This window comes from Rubrivirga halophila (assembly GCF_046845755.1).
Lineage (GTDB): Bacteria > Bacteroidota > Rhodothermia > Rhodothermales > Rubricoccaceae > Rubrivirga.
On sequence record NZ_CP177357.1, the window covers coordinates 2,757,247 to 2,774,269 of the forward strand.

The 17,023-nt window shown below is 71.5% G+C and carries 18 protein-coding genes; 5 read left to right on the forward strand and 13 right to left on the reverse strand.

Annotation, left to right across the window (positions count from 1 at the left end; genetic code table 11):
- Nucleotides 1-177: 177 nt before the first annotated feature.
- The 11 genes from ACLIRP_RS12140 to ACLIRP_RS12190 all read right to left on the reverse strand — a co-directional run bounded on the left by ACLIRP_RS12140 (nt 178) and on the right by ACLIRP_RS12190 (nt 9,180).
- Complete coding sequence (locus tag ACLIRP_RS12140) at nt 178-1,101, reverse strand: FAD-dependent oxidoreductase (protein WP_412060718.1); 924 nt, start codon at nt 1,099-1,101, stop codon at nt 178-180.
- Nucleotides 1,102-1,268: 167 nt separating this feature from the next.
- Entirely contained in the window at nt 1,269-2,192 is a 924-nt protein-coding gene (gene atpG / locus ACLIRP_RS12145; protein WP_412060719.1) for an ATP synthase F1 subunit gamma, read from the reverse strand.
- Between the two features lie 80 nt (nt 2,193-2,272).
- Entirely contained in the window at nt 2,273-3,868 is a 1,596-nt protein-coding gene (gene atpA / locus ACLIRP_RS12150) for a F0F1 ATP synthase subunit alpha (RefSeq protein WP_412060720.1), read from the reverse strand.
- A 100-nt stretch (nt 3,869-3,968) separates the two neighbouring features.
- Complete coding sequence (atpH, locus tag ACLIRP_RS12155; protein WP_412060721.1) at nt 3,969-4,520, reverse strand: ATP synthase F1 subunit delta; 552 nt, start codon at nt 4,518-4,520, stop codon at nt 3,969-3,971.
- A 66-nt stretch (nt 4,521-4,586) separates the two neighbouring features.
- A complete protein-coding gene (gene atpF, locus ACLIRP_RS12160) occupies nt 4,587-5,099 on the reverse strand; it encodes a F0F1 ATP synthase subunit B (protein ID WP_412060722.1) in 513 nt (170 codons plus the stop codon).
- 110 nt (nt 5,100-5,209) lie between these two features.
- A complete protein-coding gene (gene atpE / locus ACLIRP_RS12165) occupies nt 5,210-5,437 on the reverse strand; it encodes an ATP synthase F0 subunit C (RefSeq protein WP_412060723.1) in 228 nt (75 codons plus the stop codon).
- An 82-nt stretch (nt 5,438-5,519) separates the two neighbouring features.
- Nucleotides 5,520-6,788, reverse strand: a complete 1,269-nt coding sequence (gene atpB, locus ACLIRP_RS12170) for a F0F1 ATP synthase subunit A (RefSeq protein ID WP_412060724.1) — start codon at nt 6,786-6,788, stop codon at nt 5,520-5,522.
- Nucleotides 6,788-7,090: a hypothetical protein gene (locus ACLIRP_RS12175; protein WP_412060725.1), complete on the reverse strand. Its 303-nt coding sequence runs from the start codon at nt 7,088-7,090 to the stop codon at nt 6,788-6,790. The genes atpB and ACLIRP_RS12175 overlap by 1 nt, the downstream gene beginning before the upstream one ends.
- Nucleotides 7,091-7,321: 231 nt before the next feature.
- A complete protein-coding gene (locus ACLIRP_RS12180; RefSeq protein WP_412060726.1) occupies nt 7,322-7,732 on the reverse strand; it encodes an AtpZ/AtpI family protein in 411 nt (136 codons plus the stop codon).
- 2 nt (nt 7,733-7,734) lie between these two features.
- Nucleotides 7,735-8,172 (reverse strand): bactofilin family protein, encoded by a 438-nt coding sequence (locus ACLIRP_RS12185; RefSeq protein ID WP_412060727.1) that lies wholly within the window; start codon nt 8,170-8,172, stop codon nt 7,735-7,737.
- Between the two features lie 114 nt (nt 8,173-8,286).
- On the reverse strand, nt 8,287-9,180 hold the full coding sequence (locus ACLIRP_RS12190; RefSeq protein WP_412060728.1) for a M23 family metallopeptidase: 894 nt from the start codon (nt 9,178-9,180) through the stop codon (nt 8,287-8,289).
- Nucleotides 9,181-9,348: 168 nt separating this feature from the next.
- On the opposite strand from ACLIRP_RS12190, the gene rpsT reads away from it, so the two are divergent.
- The 4 genes from rpsT to ACLIRP_RS12210 all read left to right on the forward strand — a co-directional run bounded on the left by rpsT (nt 9,349) and on the right by ACLIRP_RS12210 (nt 14,138).
- A complete protein-coding gene (rpsT, locus tag ACLIRP_RS12195) occupies nt 9,349-9,606 on the forward strand; it encodes a 30S ribosomal protein S20 (protein WP_412060729.1) in 258 nt (85 codons plus the stop codon).
- Between the two features lie 311 nt (nt 9,607-9,917).
- Nucleotides 9,918-11,504 carry a PKD domain-containing protein gene (locus ACLIRP_RS12200; RefSeq protein WP_412060730.1) on the forward strand — a complete coding sequence of 529 codons (1,587 nt, stop codon included), beginning with the start codon at nt 9,918-9,920 and terminating at the stop codon, nt 11,502-11,504.
- A 233-nt stretch (nt 11,505-11,737) separates the two neighbouring features.
- Nucleotides 11,738-13,036: an OmpA family protein gene (locus tag ACLIRP_RS12205; RefSeq protein ID WP_412060731.1), complete on the forward strand. Its 1,299-nt coding sequence runs from the start codon at nt 11,738-11,740 to the stop codon at nt 13,034-13,036.
- Between the two features lie 376 nt (nt 13,037-13,412).
- Entirely contained in the window at nt 13,413-14,138 is a 726-nt protein-coding gene (locus tag ACLIRP_RS12210) for a hypothetical protein (RefSeq protein ID WP_412060732.1), read from the forward strand.
- Nucleotides 14,139-14,212: 74 nt separating this feature from the next.
- Here ACLIRP_RS12210 and ACLIRP_RS12215 read toward each other — a convergent pair whose 3' ends face one another.
- Nucleotides 14,213-14,395 carry a hypothetical protein gene (locus ACLIRP_RS12215; protein ID WP_412060733.1) on the reverse strand — a complete coding sequence of 61 codons (183 nt, stop codon included), beginning with the start codon at nt 14,393-14,395 and terminating at the stop codon, nt 14,213-14,215.
- A gap of 215 nt (nt 14,396-14,610) precedes the next feature.
- On the opposite strand from ACLIRP_RS12215, the gene ACLIRP_RS12220 reads away from it, so the two are divergent.
- Nucleotides 14,611-15,054 (forward strand): hypothetical protein, encoded by a 444-nt coding sequence (locus ACLIRP_RS12220; protein ID WP_412060734.1) that lies wholly within the window; start codon nt 14,611-14,613, stop codon nt 15,052-15,054.
- 18 nt (nt 15,055-15,072) lie between these two features.
- Here ACLIRP_RS12220 and ACLIRP_RS12225 read toward each other — a convergent pair whose 3' ends face one another.
- A complete protein-coding gene (locus ACLIRP_RS12225) occupies nt 15,073-16,776 on the reverse strand; it encodes an NAD+ synthase (RefSeq protein WP_412060735.1) in 1,704 nt (567 codons plus the stop codon).
- Between the last annotated feature and the right edge of the window lie 247 nt (nt 16,777-17,023).

Genomic DNA, 17,023 nt, shown 5'->3' on the forward strand with positions numbered 1-17,023 from the left:
GGCCCGCCTGCGCGGGGATGACTCATTTGCAGAAGACCGGCTTCCCCAAACAGTTTCTAAGATCCCCGGATCAAGTCCGGGGCAGGCTCTTCGACTACGCCGCTGCGCGGCTCCGCTCAGGATGACACCAAGGTGGGTCAACGGAGCTTCCCAACAGAGCGAGAGGCGTCCCGCCGCTCAGACCAGGCCCACCACCTCCTCGGCGCACCCCCACGACAGCGTCACGCCGGAGCCCCCGTGCCCGTAGTTGTGGACCACGCGCGTGCCGCCGACATCCTCCACCTCTAGCCGCACCGTCGACCGGCACGGCCGGATCCCGACGCGGTCCGTCAGCACCGACGCGCCCGCCAGCGCCGGCACCAGCCGCTCGCACCGCTCGCGGATGGCCGCCGCCACCCCAGAGTCGACCGTCGCGTCGTCCACGTGCTCGTCGGCGGTGCCCCCGAGCACCACGTCCGACACGCGCGGGATGACGTACGTCGGCCCCGTGTCGTCGATCAGGAACTGCGTGACGCCGGGCGCGCGCACGACCCGGATCTGGCCCCGCACGCCGTAGACCGCCGGGTCGCGCGCGACCTCGCGCGCCGCCAGCCCCGTGCAGTTCACGACCGCGTCCGCCGCGCCCCGGACCTCGTTGAGGCTCGCGACCGCCCCGCGCACCAGCCGGCCGCCCGCGGCCTCCACGCGCCGCGCGAGCCACCCGAGGTACACCGACATGTCGACGACCGGCAGCCGCAGCGCGTACCCGTCCCGGTAGCCGGGCGGGAGTTCCGCGGCCTCCGCCCGCCGGAACCCGGGGACCACCGCCGCCCACCACGGGTCGACCACGCGCTCGCGGAAGATCTCCAACCCGTCGCGCAACACCACGCCCGTCGCGGGATCGGTCGAGAGCCGAACGAACTCCCGCAAGCTGACCTCGCCCCACCCTAGCACGCGGTCCACCGGCGCGGCGCGGTACGGGTACCAGATCGCCGCCGCGACGGCGGACACGGTCTTCCCAGGTAGCTCGCGTGTACGCACCTCGACGGCGTGCCCGGCCTCCAGCAACCGCAGCGCCGTCGAGAGCCCCGACACCCCGGCGCCGAGTACGAGGACATCCATGCAGCTGTGGGAAACGGGCCGCAAGCTATCCCGACGGCGGGCCCGGTTGGCCGCCGCTTGCGGACCTCCCCTGGTTCTCACTACGTGGTCGGGGCCCGCTCTCCAAACGAAAAACGCCCCGGCTCGCGCGAGCCGGGGCGGTTCAGACTTGTCGCGAGGCGGGGCGGCTAGTCGGCCGACAGGGCCTCGGCGCCGGACGAGATCTCGATGATCTCCGTCGTGATCGCCGCCTGGCGGACGCGGTTGTAGGTCAGCTTGAGGTCCTTGAGGAGCTCGCCCGCGTTCGTGGTCGCGTTGTCCATCGCCACCATCCGCGCGCCCTGCTCCGAGGCGTTCGACTCCAGGAGCGCGCGCCACAGCTGGTACTGCAGGTACTCCGGGATGAGCCGCTCCAGGAGCGTCTCCGCGCTCGGCTCGAACAGGTACTCCACGTCGCCCGCCTCGTCGGCGTCGGTGTCGAGCGCGTCGTCGCCCTCCATGACCGGCGTGAAGAAGGTCTCGGCCGGGATCGGCAAGAGCTGCTCGGCCACGCGGTTCTGCGAGATCGTGTTCTGGAACTCGTTGTAGACGACCTCCACCACGTCCCACTCGCCGTCCAGGAAGCCCTCGACCGCGAGGTCCACGATCTCCCCCGCGAGCGGGAACTTGAGGTCGTTGAAGACGCCCTGGTAGTCGCCGACGAGGTCGAAGCCGCGCTTGCCGAAGTACTCGTGCGCCTTGCGCCCGACGGCCAGGATCTTGAGCGTCCCGGCGTCGCGCTGCGTGGCGAACCGCTCGGCGATCGTGGCCTCGGCCACCTTGAGGAGGTTGGCGTTGAAGGCGCCCGCCAGCCCACGGTCGCTCGTCACCACGATCAGCAGGGCGCCGTCGACGGCCTCGCGCTCCTGGAAGAGCGGGTGCGTGGCCACGTCGAGCCGGGCCCGGAGGTGCCCGATCATCTCGCGGATCTTGAACGCGTAGGGCCGCGCCGAGAAGATGCGCTCCTGGGCCTTCCGCAGCTTGGCCGCGGCCACCATCTTCATGGCGCGCGTGATCTGCTGCGTGTTCTGGACCGAGCCGATCCGGCTGCGGATGTCGCGAAGAGAGGCCATGTGTCAGGGCAAGGGGGATGGGGGAAGAGGAAAGGGGCGTCGACGAGGAGCCTCTTGCCCCTTGCCGCGTGCCCCATGCCCTAGCCCGCCGTGTACTGGGCGGCGAGGTCCGTGGCCTCCTGCGTGAACGCCGCGACGGCCGCGTCGTCCATCTTGCCCGTCGTGGCGACGGCCTCCAACACGTCCGCGTGCTTGAGGCGGAGCGCCTCGCGGAAGTCGGCCTCGAAGGCGCGGACGCGCTCGACCGGCACCTCGTCGATCAGGCCCTGCCCGGCGACGTAGATGATGGCCGTCTGCTCGGCGACCGGGACGGGGTCGTACTGGCCCTGCTTCAAGACCTCCACGAGCCGGGCGCCACGGTTGAGCTGGCGCTGCGTCGCGGGGTCGAGGTCGGAGCCGAACTTGGCGAACGCCTCCAGGTTGCGGTACTGGGCGAGGTCGAGGCGGAGCGTGCCCGAGACCTTCTTCATCGCCTTGATCTGGGCGTTGCCGCCCACGCGCGAGACCGACACGCCGACGTTGATGGCCGGGCGGACACCCGCGTTGAACAAGTTGGACTCGAGGAAGATCTGGCCGTCCGTGATCGAGATCACGTTCGTCGGGATGTACGCCGACACGTCGCCGGCCTGGGTCTCGATGACCGGCAGCGCCGTCAGCGAGCCGCCGCCCTTGACCATGCCCTCCAGGCTGTCGGGCAGGTCGTTCATGCCCTTCGCGATCGTGTCGTCGGCCGTGATCTTGGCCGCGCGCTCCAAGAGGCGCGAGTGCAGGTAGAACACGTCGCCGGGGTAGGCCTCGCGGCCCGGCGGGCGGCGGAGAAGGAGCGACACCTCGCGATACGCGACGGCCTGCTTCGACAGGTCGTCGTAGATGCACAGCGCGTGGCGGCCCGTGTCGCGGAACAGCTCGCCGATGCAGGCGCCGGCGAACGGCGCGATAAACTGGAGCGGGGCCGGGGCCGACGCCGGGGCGTTGACGATGACCGTGTACTCCATGGCGCCGTAGCGCTCGAGCGCGGCCTGGAGCGTGGCGACGGTCGACGCCTTCTGGCCGATCGCGACGTAGATGCAGTAGACCGGCTTGCCGCCCGCCTCGTGCGTCGTCTTCTGCGACAGGATGGTGTCGATCAAGACGGCCGTCTTGCCCGTCTGGCGGTCGCCGATGACGAGCTCGCGCTGGCCACGGCCGATCGGGACCATCGCGTCAATCGCCTTGATGCCCGTCTGGAGCGGCTCCGTCACGGGCTCGCGGTAGATGACGCCCGGCGCCTTGCGCTCGATCGGCATCTCGAAGGTCTCGCCCGCGATCGGGCCCTTTCCGTCGAGCGGGTTGCCGAGCGGGTCGACGACGCGGCCCAGCATGCCCTCGCCCACCTTGATGGAGGCGATGCGGCCGGTCCGGCGCGCCTCGTCGCCCTCGACGACGGCGTTCGCGTTGCCGAAGAGCACGGCGCCGACGTTGTCCTCCTCAAGGTTGAGCACCATCCCGGTCACGCCGGACTTGGGGAACTCGATAAGCTCGCCGGCCTGGACCTTGGAGAGCCCGTAGAGCCGGGCGATGCCGTCGCCCACCTGGAGCACGGTGCCGACCTCGTAGGTGTCGGTCTCGGAGCTAAAGTTGCCCAGCTCCTCGCGGAGCACGGCGGTCACTTCGTCGGGGCGGATCGCAGTTGCCATGGTTCGGGTGTCGGTTGGTCAGTAAGTCGGTGAGTCAGGGGTCTCGGTCTGGGTGCGGGGAGTCACGGACCCACGGAGCACCGACCCACTGACGAACTGGTTAATTCAGGCTGACGGCGGCGCGCTCGATGAGCTGGCCGCGCAAGGTCTCGAGCTGGTGGACGACGCTCTGGTCGTAGACGACGTCGCCCACGCGGACGACCATGCCGCCGATGAGCGACGGGTCGACGCCGAGGTCCATGCGGACGGCGGCGCCGGCCTGGGCCTCGAGCGCCTTTTTCAAGCGGTCGGCCTCGTCGGCCGAGAGCGGCTTGGCCGTGCGCACGCGCGCCTCGACCGTGCCCGTCCGTTCGTCGCGGAGCGCGCGGTAGGCCGCGAGCACATCCGCGAGGTCGCCCTCGCGCTGCTTCGAGACCAGCAGGTGCACGAAACGGGCCGTCAGGTCGCCCACCTTGCCGTCGAGCAGACGGGTCAGGACGGCGCCCTTCTTGTCGCGCGAGACGACGGGGCTGCCGAGCAACTGGCGCAGCTCGCGCGAGCCGTCGAGCGCGTCGACCAGGACGGCCACGTCGGCGTCGACGGCATCGAGCTGGTCGGTGGCCTGGGCTTCCTCGGTGAGGGCCTGGGCGTAGCGTCGGGCGACGGGGTCCATATCGGTGATGCGTGATGAGTGATGCGTGAGGGGTGCTCGCGAGAGTCACGCCACACGCATCACGGATCAGTTCTGAGGCAGGTCGGCGATAAAGCGGTCGACGAGCCGGCTCTGCTCGGCGCCGTCGATCTTCTCGGACAGGATCTTCTCGGCCCCGGCGACCGCCAGCGTGGCGACCTCGCGGCGGAGCTCGGCGAGCGCCTGGAGCTTCTCGCGCTCGATGTCGGCACGGGCCGACTCCTGCAAGCGCGCGATCTCGGCCTTCGTCTTCTCGACGTCGGCGGCGCGCTGGCTGTCGGCCTGCTCCTTGGCCTCGCGCAGGATGCTCTGCGCCTGGCGCTCGGCGTCGCGGCGCGCGGCCTCGTTGTCCGAGAGCAGCTTCTGCGCCTCGGCGTTGGCGCGCTCGGCGCGCGTGATGGAGTCCTCGATCGTCTTCTCGCGCTCGGCGAGCCCGCCCAGCATCGCCGGGAACGCGAACTTCGAGAGCACGAAGAACACGATGAGGAAGGCGATCAGCATCCAGAACGCCAGCCCGGCGTTGGGCGTCAGCAGATCGGCGGCGAGGACGAAAGCGACCATCGGTATGGCAGGATTGAGGGGTGGGGTGCCCGGTGGCCCCGTCGGCAGTCCGACGGGGCCGGAGTCCCGGGCGAGGCAGTGGTCGGGCTACGCACGCGCAGCCCGGCGCACTACTTGATCGCCATCAGGATGCAGACGATGAGGCCGAAGAACGCGGCACCCTCGATGAGGGCGGCGGCGATGATCATCGTGGTCCGGATGTCGCCGGAGGCCTCCGGCTGGCGGGCCGAGCCCTCGAGGGCGGCGGCGGCGAGGCGGCCGATGCCGTAGGCGGCGCCGAAGACGGCGAGGCCGGCGCCGAGGCCGGCACCGAGGTAACCAAGAGCGACAGACTCCATGGGATTGGGGGGTTGGGTGAGGTCAGGGTGGGCGAGGGCCCGGGAAAGTCGCGGCCGGAGCCGCGGGAGAGCGAGGCGCGTTCTAGGCGAACGTCGCCTCCGTGCCGACCGTGCGGTCGTGCAGTTTGTGCGGGGTCTGGCCGTTCGAGGTCGACACCGCGAGGTCGTGGACCGTCAGGCCGTGGTCTTCCGAGTGGTCGTGGTCGTGCTCGTGCTCGGCCGTCGCCATCCCGATAAAGAGGGCGCTCAGGATCGTGAACACGTAGGCCTGGATAAAGGCGACCAGGATCTCCAGGAAGTAGACCGCGACGGTCAGCAAGACGGCCGGGACCGAGGTGAGGTAGCCCGCCGTCTCGCTCATCCCACCGATGATGAAGATGAGCCCGAGCAGGTTGAGGATCACCAGGTGCCCCGCCGTCATGTTGGCGAAGAGCCGGACGGCGAGCGCGAACGGCTTGGTGAACAGGCCCAGGATCTCGATCGGGATCAGGATCGGCTTGACGATCATCGGGACGCCGGGCGGGTTGAAGATGTGGCCCCAGTAGTCCTTCGTCCCGGCGAACTGCGTGACGATGAACGTCAGGATCGCCAGGACCGCCGTCGTCGTGATGTTGGCCGTCGCCGTCGCCCCGAAGGGCACCAGGCCGAGCAGGTTGCAGGCCAGGATGAAGAAGAAGATCGTCAGCAAGTACGGGAGGTACTTGTCGGTCTTGTCGCCCAGGTTCGGCTTGGCCACCTCGTCGCGGATGTAGATGACGAGCGTCTCGAGCAGGTTCTGGATCAGCCCCTGAGGCGCCGACGTCCGGCCGATGCCCCGCTTGTACTTGGCCGCGACCGGCAAGAACAAGACGATCAGGAGCAGCGACGCCAGCAGGGCGAAGACCAGGTGCCGCGTCATGCTGAGGTCGACCACGACCTCGCCGTCGGTCGTCACCAGGTGCGCGTCGTACGGCACCTCGGCCTCGACGCCCTCGCCCAGAATCTCCTCGGCGTTCGCCTCCAGCAGCTCCTCGGTGCGGCTCTCGCCCCCGTCCTCACCACTGTACTCGGCCGTGCCGTCCGCGTCGCCGGCGCCGTAGCCGCCCTCGCCGTCGCGCTCGATGGCGTACAGGCCCGAGGCGACGGCCGCCGTCGACGACCCGAAGGCGTCGAGCGTGAGCCCGCCGTCGCGGCGGACCAGGAACAGCCGCGGCATCTCGAGCTTGCCCAGCGGCGAGAAGTCGAGGTAGTACCCGTCCGAGGTGTGGTGGACGGCGTCGAGCTCGCCGCCGTCGCCGGCCGCCAGGGCCGGAGTCGCCGAGACGGCGAGCAGGAGGAGGGCGACGGTGAGCCGGTGGACGGAGAGCCGCATCAAGAGCCGGGGGTGCGGGCCGACTGGCGGCCGAGGACGAGGAAGACTTCGGCCACGAGACCGAGCACGAACACGACGCCGAGCCCGAGCACGAACGGCCCGCGCTGCACGGGGACGAGCGCGAGGATCGCCCCGAAGGCGACGAGCGCCAGCGCCATCCGCGCGAGCATCCCGCCCAGGATGACCTGGAGCGCCTTGTTGCCGTCCTCCATGCCGCCCGCCCGCCGCGCGACCAACAAGGCCGATGCCGTGTACGCCGCCCCCAGCAGGGTTCCGAGCAGCAAGCTTGCGGAGAGGCTCATGTGGGGGGACGACAGGGGCGCAGGCGCGGCCTGCAACGGGTGAACACGAAGCTAGGACGGGCTCTATCGAGGCGCCCTCAAGGGGGGGTGAAGACGGGGCAAAGCGGCCTCGGGAGCAAGGGGGCTGGGGAACGAGGCCTGGGGCGTCCCCTCGCGATCTCCCGCCCGCCCGCGCCGACCCGCTGCGCCAGCGCGTCCTACCGGTCTCGCCTCCACGCTCGGCCTGTCACCTTACGGCCCCTTTCCGCTTCCCCCAGGCCGCTTCCCCTTTGCATTCGCCTCACGCGCCAGCCGGACGACCATCGCGAACACGCCGACCATCCCGAGCGCGGCCCCGATGAGCACGCCCCACGGCGTCGTGCCGAAGTAGCGGTCGGCCACGATGCCGACGCCGACGAAAAACACCATGGCCGCGGCGAGCTGCATTCCGAACCCGAGGTGCGGCCCGGCCGCCAGCATCCCGTCGCCATACGCGTCGCGGACGCGGTCGGCGGTCACCTTCTCGTTTTGGTAGTCGGCCGGCGGCGCCTCGGGTGCCTCCTCGTCCTCGGCCGGCGTGTCGGTCCACTTTTCGCGCCACTCGCGGTCGGCGCGGTCGAAGCGGTCGGGTCGGTCGGCCCAGGGGTCCTTGTTGCGGGCCATGGCTAGGCGGTGTCGGCGACCGTGCCGACGACGGCCGAGCCGCCAGACCGGGCGGGACGGTCGGTGGAGGCCGGGCGCGAGGGCACGTCAGCGCCCATGTGGCACTGTCCGTTGAACGTGGCCCCGTCCTCGACGATGAGCTTGCCCGTGCGGATGTCGCCCTCGACGACGGCCGAGGCCTTGAGCACGAGCCGCTCCTTGACGGTCACGCGCCCCTTGACGACGCCCGCGACCTCGGCGCTGGTCGAGGCCAGCTCGCCCTCGATGCTACCGCCCGCCATCACCATCGTGCGGCCCTCCACCTCGACGTTCCCGTCGACGGTGCCGGAGATGTTGACGTTGCCCGCCGACCGGAGCGTGCCCTCGACCGTGGTCGAGGCTCCAATGATGTTGTGCTGGTCGGCGGCGTTGGCGGGGGCGGTGGGTCGGGATTTGGCCATGGACGTGTCGGCAGCTCGGAAGAGGGCCATGCGGGACGGAGGGCGGTGGTGGAGCGCAGCCCGAGCCAAGGCGCGCCGAGGAAGAGACGTTACGAGCGGACGGCGGGGTCGCGCCTAGAGCGAGACGAGGAGGGCGGCGGGGTCTTGGGCGAGGCCGTCGCGCCAGACCTCGAAGTGGAGGTGCGGGCCCGACGTGATCTCGCCGGTGTCGCCGCTGAGGGCGATCGTCTCCCGGGCGCCGACGCGGTCGCCGACGCGGCGCAGCAGCCGGCCGTTGTGCTTGTAGACCGAAAGGTAGCCGTCGGCGTGCTGGACCGCGACCGTCAGGCCCCCGTCCTGCGTCCAGTCGGCGAAGACGACGTGGCCGTCGGCGAAGGCGCGGACGGGCGAGCCGGTGCGGGCGGCGAGGTCGAGGGCGAAGTGGCCGCGCGAGGCGTCGAACCCGCGCGACTCGACGCCATCGACGGGCGGGAGGGCGGGCAGGCGCAAGCTGGCGAGGTAGGCCCGGGCCGCGGGCGTGTCGCCGCCCCCGACCGCCGGGCCCAACGTCTCGATCGGGAGCGCTGGCTGAGCGTGATCGTCGCTGGCGGGGGGTGACGCCGACGAGGCCGGCGCGTCGGACGGCTCCGGCAACGAGAAGGTGGACGGGTCGAGGTCGGCGTCGGCGAGCGCGTCCATCTCGCCGGTGATGAGCGCCCGGAGCTGGGCGATCTGCTGGTACTGGAGCGCCAGCGAGTCCTCGAGCGCCTCGGCGCGGCTGGCGTTCGTCTCGGCGACGCCGCGGAGCTCGCCGGTGCCCGGGCCCAGGATGAGCCCCCGCAGCGGCGTCAGCACGATCGCGGCCACGAGCAGGGCCCCGAGCCCGACGACGGCGATGACGCCGGCGTAGAGCGCGTTTCCGGGCCGCACTTCGTATTGACGGGGCGTGCTCATCGTGTCGGGCTCGAGCACGATGACGGTCCGGGTGACGCCCGGGTGGGCGAACAGGTCGCGGAGGAGGTCCTTCACGGGCAGAATGGGCCCAGGCGGGCCCGGAGGGGCGGTTTTGTTCGTGGCATCTGCATACGGACGGCAGGGCCGCCGACTAACTTAGCGGGCTCTGCCCCTTGCCAGGGGACTCCCCGACGACCGACCGCCGACGCGCGGTCCTCTGCCGGCTCGGCCGGCCTGACTCTTATGCCGCAGCACAAGTCCGCCGCCAAGCGCGTTCGCCAGGATGCCAAGCGCCGCCAGCGCAATCGCTACCACAAGGTCCGCGTGCGGACGTTGATCAAGGAACTCCAGGCCGAGACGGACCCGGCCGCGGCCCAGACCAAGCTCAACGAGATCAAGGCCCAGCTCGACCGCCTCTCGGGCCGCCGCGTGCTGCACCCCAACCAGGCCGCTCGTACGAAGGGCCAGCTGGAGCGCCACGTCGGCACCCTGAGCGCGTAGCGCCCTCGCGGGCGCCGAGCGCCCGCCCGCCCGGCCCGCCCGTTGCGGGCCGACGACTCGACGGCCCTGGCGTGGAACCCGCCCGGGTCGTCGCTGGTTTATGCCCCCGATCGACCGCCTCGTGGCATGGTCACAGCGGAGGGGCTCTCCCTCTTCTACCGACCGTGCATTTCGTGCGTTTGCACCTATGGGTGCCCGCGCCGGACATTGAGGGGCCGGGCTGAGCGCCCGTCGTCTCGCGGTTTCGCTCTCAAACCTCCTCCCCTCCACGGCCGACCGCCGAGGATCTCCTCACCCCACCCCACCTCTCCATGACCCAATCTCGACTCGAGATGTCCGTGACCTCGCGGATCTCGCTCCTCCTCCCCTGGTGCCTGGCCCTGCTGATCGCGGGCGCCTCGCAGGCCCAGGTCGTTCGCCCCAGCGAATCCATCTACGTGCTCCTCCGTGGGGGCGTCACCGGTTACTACGGCGACCTCGACGGCGAAACGGACAACGACCCCGGCACCGCCACCCCCGACCCCAGCGACGGGTTCCAGAACCCCGGCTTCGGGGTCGGCGGCGAGATCGGCTACCTGTTCAACGAGAACCTCTCGTTCGGGCTCGGCCTGATGTACCACGACGTCCCGGCCCTCAACGACGGCTTCCGCTTCAACGGCACCGACAACGTCCAGGGCGGCGAGGCCTACCAGCTGCAGGCCCTGTTCCGGTACCTCCCCTTCGACACCGCCAAGATCTCGCCGTTCGTCGAGCTCGGCGCGGCCGTCGTCTCGGGCCAGGGCACCGAGAACGAGCGCAACCAGGCCGGTGACGGTGACGTCTTCGGCTTCGGCCCCGTCCTCGGCATCGGCCTCGACGTCGCGCTGACCCCGCAGTTCTCGATCTTCCTCGCCGGCCAGTCGACCGTCGTGTTCCCGGACGTCGCCCTCGACGGCGCCGACCCGGGCGCGTTCGGCGTCCAGGCTGACGACGCCGACTACGACATCCTCGCGACCCTCGGCGGTGGCCTCAAGTTCGCGTTCCGCCCGCCGTACACGGCGGCCCGGATCCTGAGCCTGGAGTGCCCGGCCGAGCTCGAGGCCGGCGAGTCCGGCTCGTTCATGATGATGGTCAACGACGACGCCACGCGCCCGGTCACCTCGACCTGGCAGTGGGGCGACGGCTCGACCGGCTCCGGCATGACGACGTCGCACTCGTTCAGCGCCCCGGGCACCTACACGGTGACCGCGATGGTGATGAACGAGGGCGGTGAGGACTCCGAGTCCTGCCTCGTGACGGTCGTCGAGCGCCCGACGCCGCCGGCCCTCGCGGGCTGCCGCGTGACGCCGATGACGGTGGACGCCGGCGAGCAGGTGACGGTCAACGCGACGGCGACCGACGCCGACCGCGTCTCGATCGACTTCGGCGACGGCACCATGGCGTCGGCCCTCCCGGCCCGCCACGCCTACTCCGAGACCGGCACCTACACGGTGACGATCACGGCGACCAACCAGTACGGGACCGACACCTGCACCATGACGGTGACCGTCGGCGACTCCTACTGCGCCGACATCACGGAGCTCAACCCGGTCTACTTCGGGTACGGCTCGACGACGCTGACCGCGGACGCTGCCAGCCGTCTCGATGAGAACATCGAGATCCTGCGCCGCTGCCCGGACGTCTGCGTGACGATCAACGGCTACTCGGACGGCTCCGAGCCCGGCGACGCCATGCGGATCTCGCAGGCCCGCGCCGACGCGGTGATGCAGTACTACGTCGCCCAGGGCGTGGACGCGGATCGTCTCCGCGCCATCGGCCGCGGTGTCGACCCCGACGCGAACTCCAAGGAGGATCCGGGCCCCGGCGACAGCCGTGCCCGTCGCGCCGACTCGATCCCGTCGTCCTGCGCCGGCTTCTAGTCTGAGCCTCAGGCTCTGAGCTTCGGCTCGTTGGGGCGGCTCACCTTCGGGTGGGCCGCCCCTTTTTTGTGCCCGCCCGCGGCGCTATATCGCCGGGAGATGGAACCCGGCCCGCCCCGTTTGCGACGCTGAACCCGGCGCACCTCAGTTGTGCCGGGTTTTTGGAGATGCGCTCTCTGAACGCCCGCCCGGGGCTTGCCCGGCGACCCGTCCCCCTCCCTTCCCCAGGACTCATGACCCGACTGACACTCCTCGCGGTGCTCGCGCTCGCCGCCTCGGCGGCCGTCGCGCAGCCCGTCTACAACGGCCTCGACGGCTACGACGACCCCTACGGCACGAGCGCCGCGTACGACGACGGCATGCCCGGCGTCCGCGTCGGCTTGGGCGTCCACGCCTTCATCTACGACGGCCCCGACCGCTTGACGGGCGACCCCGCGGCGCAGCGCGACGTGATCGACACGAACCTCGGCGTCACGGCCGAGCTCACGTTCCCGCTGGCGGGCCAGCTGTACGGCCGGCTCATGGGCGGGCTCGTCAACATCGGCGCCGACGACGGGCTGGCGGGGACGAACCCCTACCTCCAGAGCGAGTCGATCCTGGCCGAGGCCGACCTCCTGTACTACGTGACGCGGCCGGGCGCCGGGCGCCTCGCGCCCTACGTGTTCTCGGGCATCAGCGCGCTCTTCCCGACCGACGGCGATGACCGCGTGGACTCGCCCGCCCTCGCGATCCCGGTCGGGCTGGGGCTCGAGTACGGCGTGAGCCGGAACCTCGCGCTCTTCGCCGAGGCGAGCTACCGGTTCGGGCTGACGGACGTCGGCTCGTCGTCGGTGGCGCGCGCGCTCGCCAACGCCTCGCAGGGCCCGGACGTCTGCGACGTGAACTCGTCGACCTACAACTACGACGCGTGCATCAAGAAGGAGGGCCGGCCCTTCTGCTCGAACGGCGGGGAGCTCCCCGACTGCCGCGAGGTGAACCCGGACGGCGACAACGACTTCGACGGCCGGTTCAACACGGCGCTGATCGGGGGTGGGCTGCGGCTCGGCTTCGGCGGCTCGCCGCGTGCCGCGTACATCCCGCCGCCGCCGCCGTACATCCCGCCGCCGGTCCGCCCGGACCCGGAGCCGGAGCCGCTCGTCTGCGACCTCGTCGAGCTCAACCCGGTGTACTTCGACTACGGCTCGGGCACGCTCGACCGCCGCGCGCGGATGCTGCTCGACGAGAACGTGGAGCTGCTCCTCTCGAACCCGGCGTGCTGCGTGTTCATCGACGGCTTCACGGACACGGCCGAGGGCGACCGCCTGGGCATGGGCCTGGCCGGCCAGCGCGCGCAGGCCGTCTACGACTACTACCTGAGTCAGGGCGTCGGCGCCTCGCGCTTGCAGATCCGCAACCGGGGCGTGGCGTCGCCGGCGTGCGACAAGGAAGACCCGGGCCCGGGCTGCGGCCGCAACCGCCGCGTGGAGTCGCTGCCGGTCGACTGCGAGCGCTTCCGGTTCCTGATGGACAACCCGTCCTACGACCCCTACTAGGCGCCGCCTGCGCGCCATGACTGGCGGGCGTTCGGGGCCGACGGCGCCCCTGTCGGCCCTCCGCCACGCGGCCCCGCCCTCTCCTGGGCGGGGCCGCTTCTGTTTGAGTCGGCGCCCGCCGCCCAGCGGCGCGCGAGGCTCCAAGAGACGCGCCGGGGGCATACGTTGCCTGCGGTCCAGACGTCCGCGGGGGACGGCGCAGGTGGGGCTGGCGCTCGGGTCTCCTTCCGGCCGGAGACTTGTCCCCTTCTGGAACGAGGCGGACAGCCAGAGGGTCGGCGAGAGCGAGGCGGCGCTCGCACGCGGGTGCCGAGCGGGCGCGAGCAGACACCGGGGCGCGGCGCGGTATCCTCCCGATCCCACACCCGCCGGTCCCATGCGCCTGCTTGCGCTCGCCCTCGCGCTCGTCTTGAGCGGCTGCTTCCAACTCACGTCCGTCCTGAGCGTCCGCGCGGACGGGTCGGCGACGCTGCGCGACGCCGTGACCCTGTCCGGCTTCGGGTTGTTGGCGCTGCAAGAGGCCGACGGGGCCTTCGACGAGGCGGCGTTCGAGGACCGTGCCGAGCGTCTGGGCCCGGGCGTGCGGCTGGCCTCGGTCGAGCGCCGCGACGACGGGTTCACGGTCGTCTACGCTGTCGACGACGTGCGGACGCTGGCGTACACGACACCCGACATGGGCGAGGGCGACGGATCGGGGGGGCCGTTCCCGATGACGTTCGCGTTCGCCGAGGGCGACCCGGCGACCCTCGACATCCGGCTCCCGAAGGCCCCGCCGGGCAAGCCGGGCGACGCCGCGCCCGTCGACGCCGCACAGCAGGCGCAGGCGCTGACGATGATGCGCTCGATGATGGGCGAGGCGCGGATCTCGATGGCCGTCGAGGTGGAGGGCGCGGTCGAGGAGACGAATGCGACGTACGCGGACGGGGCCACGGTCACGCTCGTCGACCTCCCGATGGGGCCGTTCGTCGACGCGCTCGCGGAGCGGCCGGAGCTGCTGGCGGCCGACGGCCCGCCGGACGCGGGCGCGCTGGCGGAGCTGCTGGAGGACGTGCCCGAGGTCCGGATCCAGGCGCCGGGGACCGTCCGCGTGCGGTTCCGCTGAGGGGGATCGCGGAGCGGGCGGAGGGCCCTCCTCGCGTCCCTCCAGTCCCCTTCTACTCCGGCTCCCTCCGAGGGCTACATCCGGTTCGGGTCCTCGCGCTGGCGCGTCTTCGTGACGGCGAGCAGGATGCCGAGCCCGATCATGACGACGCCACCGGCGCCGATCCAGGCGGTCGGGACACCGGCGAGGTGCGCGCCCATCGCCAGCCCGGCGGTGAGGACGATGAAACCGATCAGGAAGACGTTGAGGTTCGACATGGGGGCGGGGGGGAGAACCCACCTCCGACGCCCCCCGCCGCCGCCCGTTCCGCGCACGCGATGGCGGCCGGGGGCTGTCACGTCCGCATGACGCCAGCGGCCTCGGTCCAACGACGAGGCGCCACGGGGGGCCGCAGGGCGCAAACGAGGGCCTGGGTACGAGCCCGCGTGTGGCACCGTTTGGCTGGCTCTTCCCACCCCCTCCCCGTCTGCCCATGCGCTCGCTCGCCGTCGTCGCCGCCGCCCTCGTCCTCGTCCTCGTCGCCTGCGACTCCACCGAACCCCAGGTCTACGCGGCGGCTAGCGCCCGCGAGGTCACGCTCCTCGGGATCGCGTCGGACCAGACCTTGGATCTCACGTTCCGGTACGTCGGCGACACGCCGTCGCCGTGCTACGCCTACAGCGGCTACGGCACCAGCACGACGTTGCCGCCGGGCGAGCGGGACCCCGAGGACGCGCGCCGGATCGAGGTGGACGTCAACGTGGTCGACCGCAGCGAGGGCGTGTGCACGGGGGACATCGGGACGGTCGAGGCGGAGCTCCGAGTGCCGGTGCGCGAGGCGGGCCTCTACGTGGTCGCCTTCGAACGGGCCGGGCAGGGGCCGCTGGAGCGCACGGTCCGCGTGACGCTGGGAGCCGCCGTCGTCGAGGACGAGTAGCCGTCTGTCGCGTCGTGGTCAGGCGTCGACCGGCGCCGCGACGGTCGTCCGCTGCATGACGATGGGCAGGCGCCGGCCCGAGCCGAACGCCTTGCCGGTGACGCGGAGGCCGGGCGCGGCCTGGCGTCGCTTGTACTCGTTGCGGTCCACCATCCGGGCGATCCGGTCCACGAGCGCGCGGTCGAAGCCGGTCGCGGCGGCGATCGTGGCGGGCGACTCGTGCGCCTCGACGTAGCGCGCCAGGATGGCGTCGAGAACGTCGTACGGCGGGAGCGAGTCGGCGTCGACCTGGCCCGGCCGGAGCTCGGCCGACGGGGGCTTCTCGATGGTGTTGCGCGGGATGAGCTCGCGCCCGGCGCGCGCGTTGACGTACTCCGCGAGCCGGTACACCTCGCCCTTGAACACGTCCGACAGGACGGCCAGCCCGCCCGACATGTCGCCGTACAGCGTCGCGTAGCCGACGGCCATCTCGGACTTGTTGCCGGTCGTCAGCAGGAGGTGGCCGAACTTGTTCGAGACCGCCATCAGCGTCACGCCGCGCGCGCGCGCCTGGATGTTCTCCTCGGCGACGTCGGGCTCCCGGCCCGCGAAGAGCGGCGCCAACATGGCCTCGAACGCGTCGACGGCCGGGCGGATCGACACGTCGTGGAACTCGATGCCGAGGTTCTCCGCGAGGGCGCGGGAGTCGTCGACGGAGCCGGACGACGAGTATGCCGAGGGCATCGTGATGCCGACCACGCGGTCCGGCCCGAGCGCCTCGACGGCGAGCGCGCACGTGACGGCCGAGTCGATGCCGCCGGAGAGCCCGACGAGCGCCTTCTCGAAGACGCCGTCGCCGGTCTTGCGGACGTAGTCGCGGACGCCGAGCACAAGCGCGTCGTGGATCTGGGCCGTCGTCTCGGGGAGAGTGGGCGCGACCGGGTCGCCCGGGGCCTCGGTGTCCCAGACGAAAAAGTCCGACGCGAAGAGGGCGCCGTGCCACAGCGTCTCGCCGCTCGCGGCCGTGACGCGGCTGTCGCCGTCGAAGATCAGCTCGGTGTTGGCGCCGACCTGATTCACGTACACGAACGGCACGCCGTGCTCGCGGCAGCTCTCGGCGATGAGGTCGCGCCGCTCAGCGGGCTTGCCGACAGCGAACGGCGACGCCGAGATGTTGACGAACAGGTCGATGCCGAGCGCCGCGAGGTCGTCGATGGGGTTCGCGGCGTAGAGGTGCGTCCGGCCCTCGGCCCCGGTCCCGGAGGCGTCGCCGCCCCCGTTGTTCCACATGTCCTCGCAGACGTGGAGACCGAGGCGGAGCCCGTTCACCGTCACCACGCGCCGCGCGGGTGCGGACTCGAAATAGCGGACCTCGTCGAACACGTCGTAGGTCGGGAGCAGCGTCTTGGAGACGGCGTCCTGCACCCGGCCGTCCGCCAGCACGAGCGCCGCGTTGAAGAGCCGCTTGCCGACGGGCGTCTCGTTGCGGACGGGTGCCCCGACGATCGCGGTGAGCCCGTCCGGGAGCTGCGCCGCGAGCGTCCGGACGGCGTCGTCGGTCGCGTCCAAAAAAGCCGGGCGGTCCAGCAGGTCCTGGGGCGGGTAGCCGGTGACGCAGAGCTCGGGGAAGACGGCGAGGTCGGCGCCGGCCTCGGCCGCGCGCCGGGCGTCGGCCAGGATGAGGGCGACGTTGCCGGCGAGGTCGCCGACGGTCGTGTTGAGCTGGCAGAGGGCGATCCGCATGGTGCTGGCGTTCGGGCGGGGTTGGACGCGCGGGGCGGAGCGGGGTTTGTTCGAATCGCGGGGAGCGCCAGCGGCCCGATTCCGGGGGTCGCTCTCGGCGCGCCGCGGCGCACGAGCGCAGGCGCTGTCGGATACAGCCCCCCACCCCGACCCTACATCCCCCACCCCTGCGGCCCCCCCTTGAAAGGGGGACCTCCGTCGTCTGCGGCTGGCTCTCGAAAGTCTCCCTTTGAAGGGGGACGCGGAG

Excerpts from the sequence above, each read along its gene's own strand:
- ACLIRP_RS12140 (WP_412060718.1), bottom strand. The coding sequence starts at position 1,101 with ATGGATGTCCTCGTACTCGGCGCCGGGGTGTCGGGGCTCTCGACGGCG.
- atpG (WP_412060719.1), bottom strand. The coding sequence starts at position 2,192 with ATGGCCTCTCTTCGCGACATCCGCAGCCGGATCGGCTCGGTCCAGAAC.
- atpA (WP_412060720.1), bottom strand. The coding sequence starts at position 3,868 with ATGGCAACTGCGATCCGCCCCGACGAAGTGACCGCCGTGCTCCGCGAG.
- atpH (WP_412060721.1), bottom strand. The coding sequence starts at position 4,520 with ATGGACCCCGTCGCCCGACGCTACGCCCAGGCCCTCACCGAGGAAGCC.
- atpF (WP_412060722.1), bottom strand. The coding sequence starts at position 5,099 with ATGGTCGCTTTCGTCCTCGCCGCCGATCTGCTGACGCCCAACGCCGGG.
- atpE (WP_412060723.1), bottom strand. The coding sequence starts at position 5,437 with ATGGAGTCTGTCGCTCTTGGTTACCTCGGTGCCGGCCTCGGCGCCGGC.
- atpB (WP_412060724.1), bottom strand. The coding sequence starts at position 6,788 with ATGCGGCTCTCCGTCCACCGGCTCACCGTCGCCCTCCTCCTGCTCGCC.
- ACLIRP_RS12175 (WP_412060725.1), bottom strand. The coding sequence starts at position 7,090 with ATGAGCCTCTCCGCAAGCTTGCTGCTCGGAACCCTGCTGGGGGCGGCG.
- ACLIRP_RS12180 (WP_412060726.1), bottom strand. The coding sequence starts at position 7,732 with ATGGCCCGCAACAAGGACCCCTGGGCCGACCGACCCGACCGCTTCGAC.
- ACLIRP_RS12185 (WP_412060727.1), bottom strand. The coding sequence starts at position 8,172 with ATGGCCAAATCCCGACCCACCGCCCCCGCCAACGCCGCCGACCAGCAC.
- rpsT (WP_412060729.1), top strand. The coding sequence starts at position 9,349 with ATGCCGCAGCACAAGTCCGCCGCCAAGCGCGTTCGCCAGGATGCCAAG.
- ACLIRP_RS12200 (WP_412060730.1), top strand. The coding sequence starts at position 9,918 with ATGACCCAATCTCGACTCGAGATGTCCGTGACCTCGCGGATCTCGCTC.
- ACLIRP_RS12205 (WP_412060731.1), top strand. The coding sequence starts at position 11,738 with ATGACCCGACTGACACTCCTCGCGGTGCTCGCGCTCGCCGCCTCGGCG.
- ACLIRP_RS12210 (WP_412060732.1), top strand. The coding sequence starts at position 13,413 with ATGCGCCTGCTTGCGCTCGCCCTCGCGCTCGTCTTGAGCGGCTGCTTC.
- ACLIRP_RS12215 (WP_412060733.1), bottom strand. The coding sequence starts at position 14,395 with ATGTCGAACCTCAACGTCTTCCTGATCGGTTTCATCGTCCTCACCGCC.
- ACLIRP_RS12220 (WP_412060734.1), top strand. The coding sequence starts at position 14,611 with ATGCGCTCGCTCGCCGTCGTCGCCGCCGCCCTCGTCCTCGTCCTCGTC.
- ACLIRP_RS12225 (WP_412060735.1), bottom strand. The coding sequence starts at position 16,776 with ATGCGGATCGCCCTCTGCCAGCTCAACACGACCGTCGGCGACCTCGCC.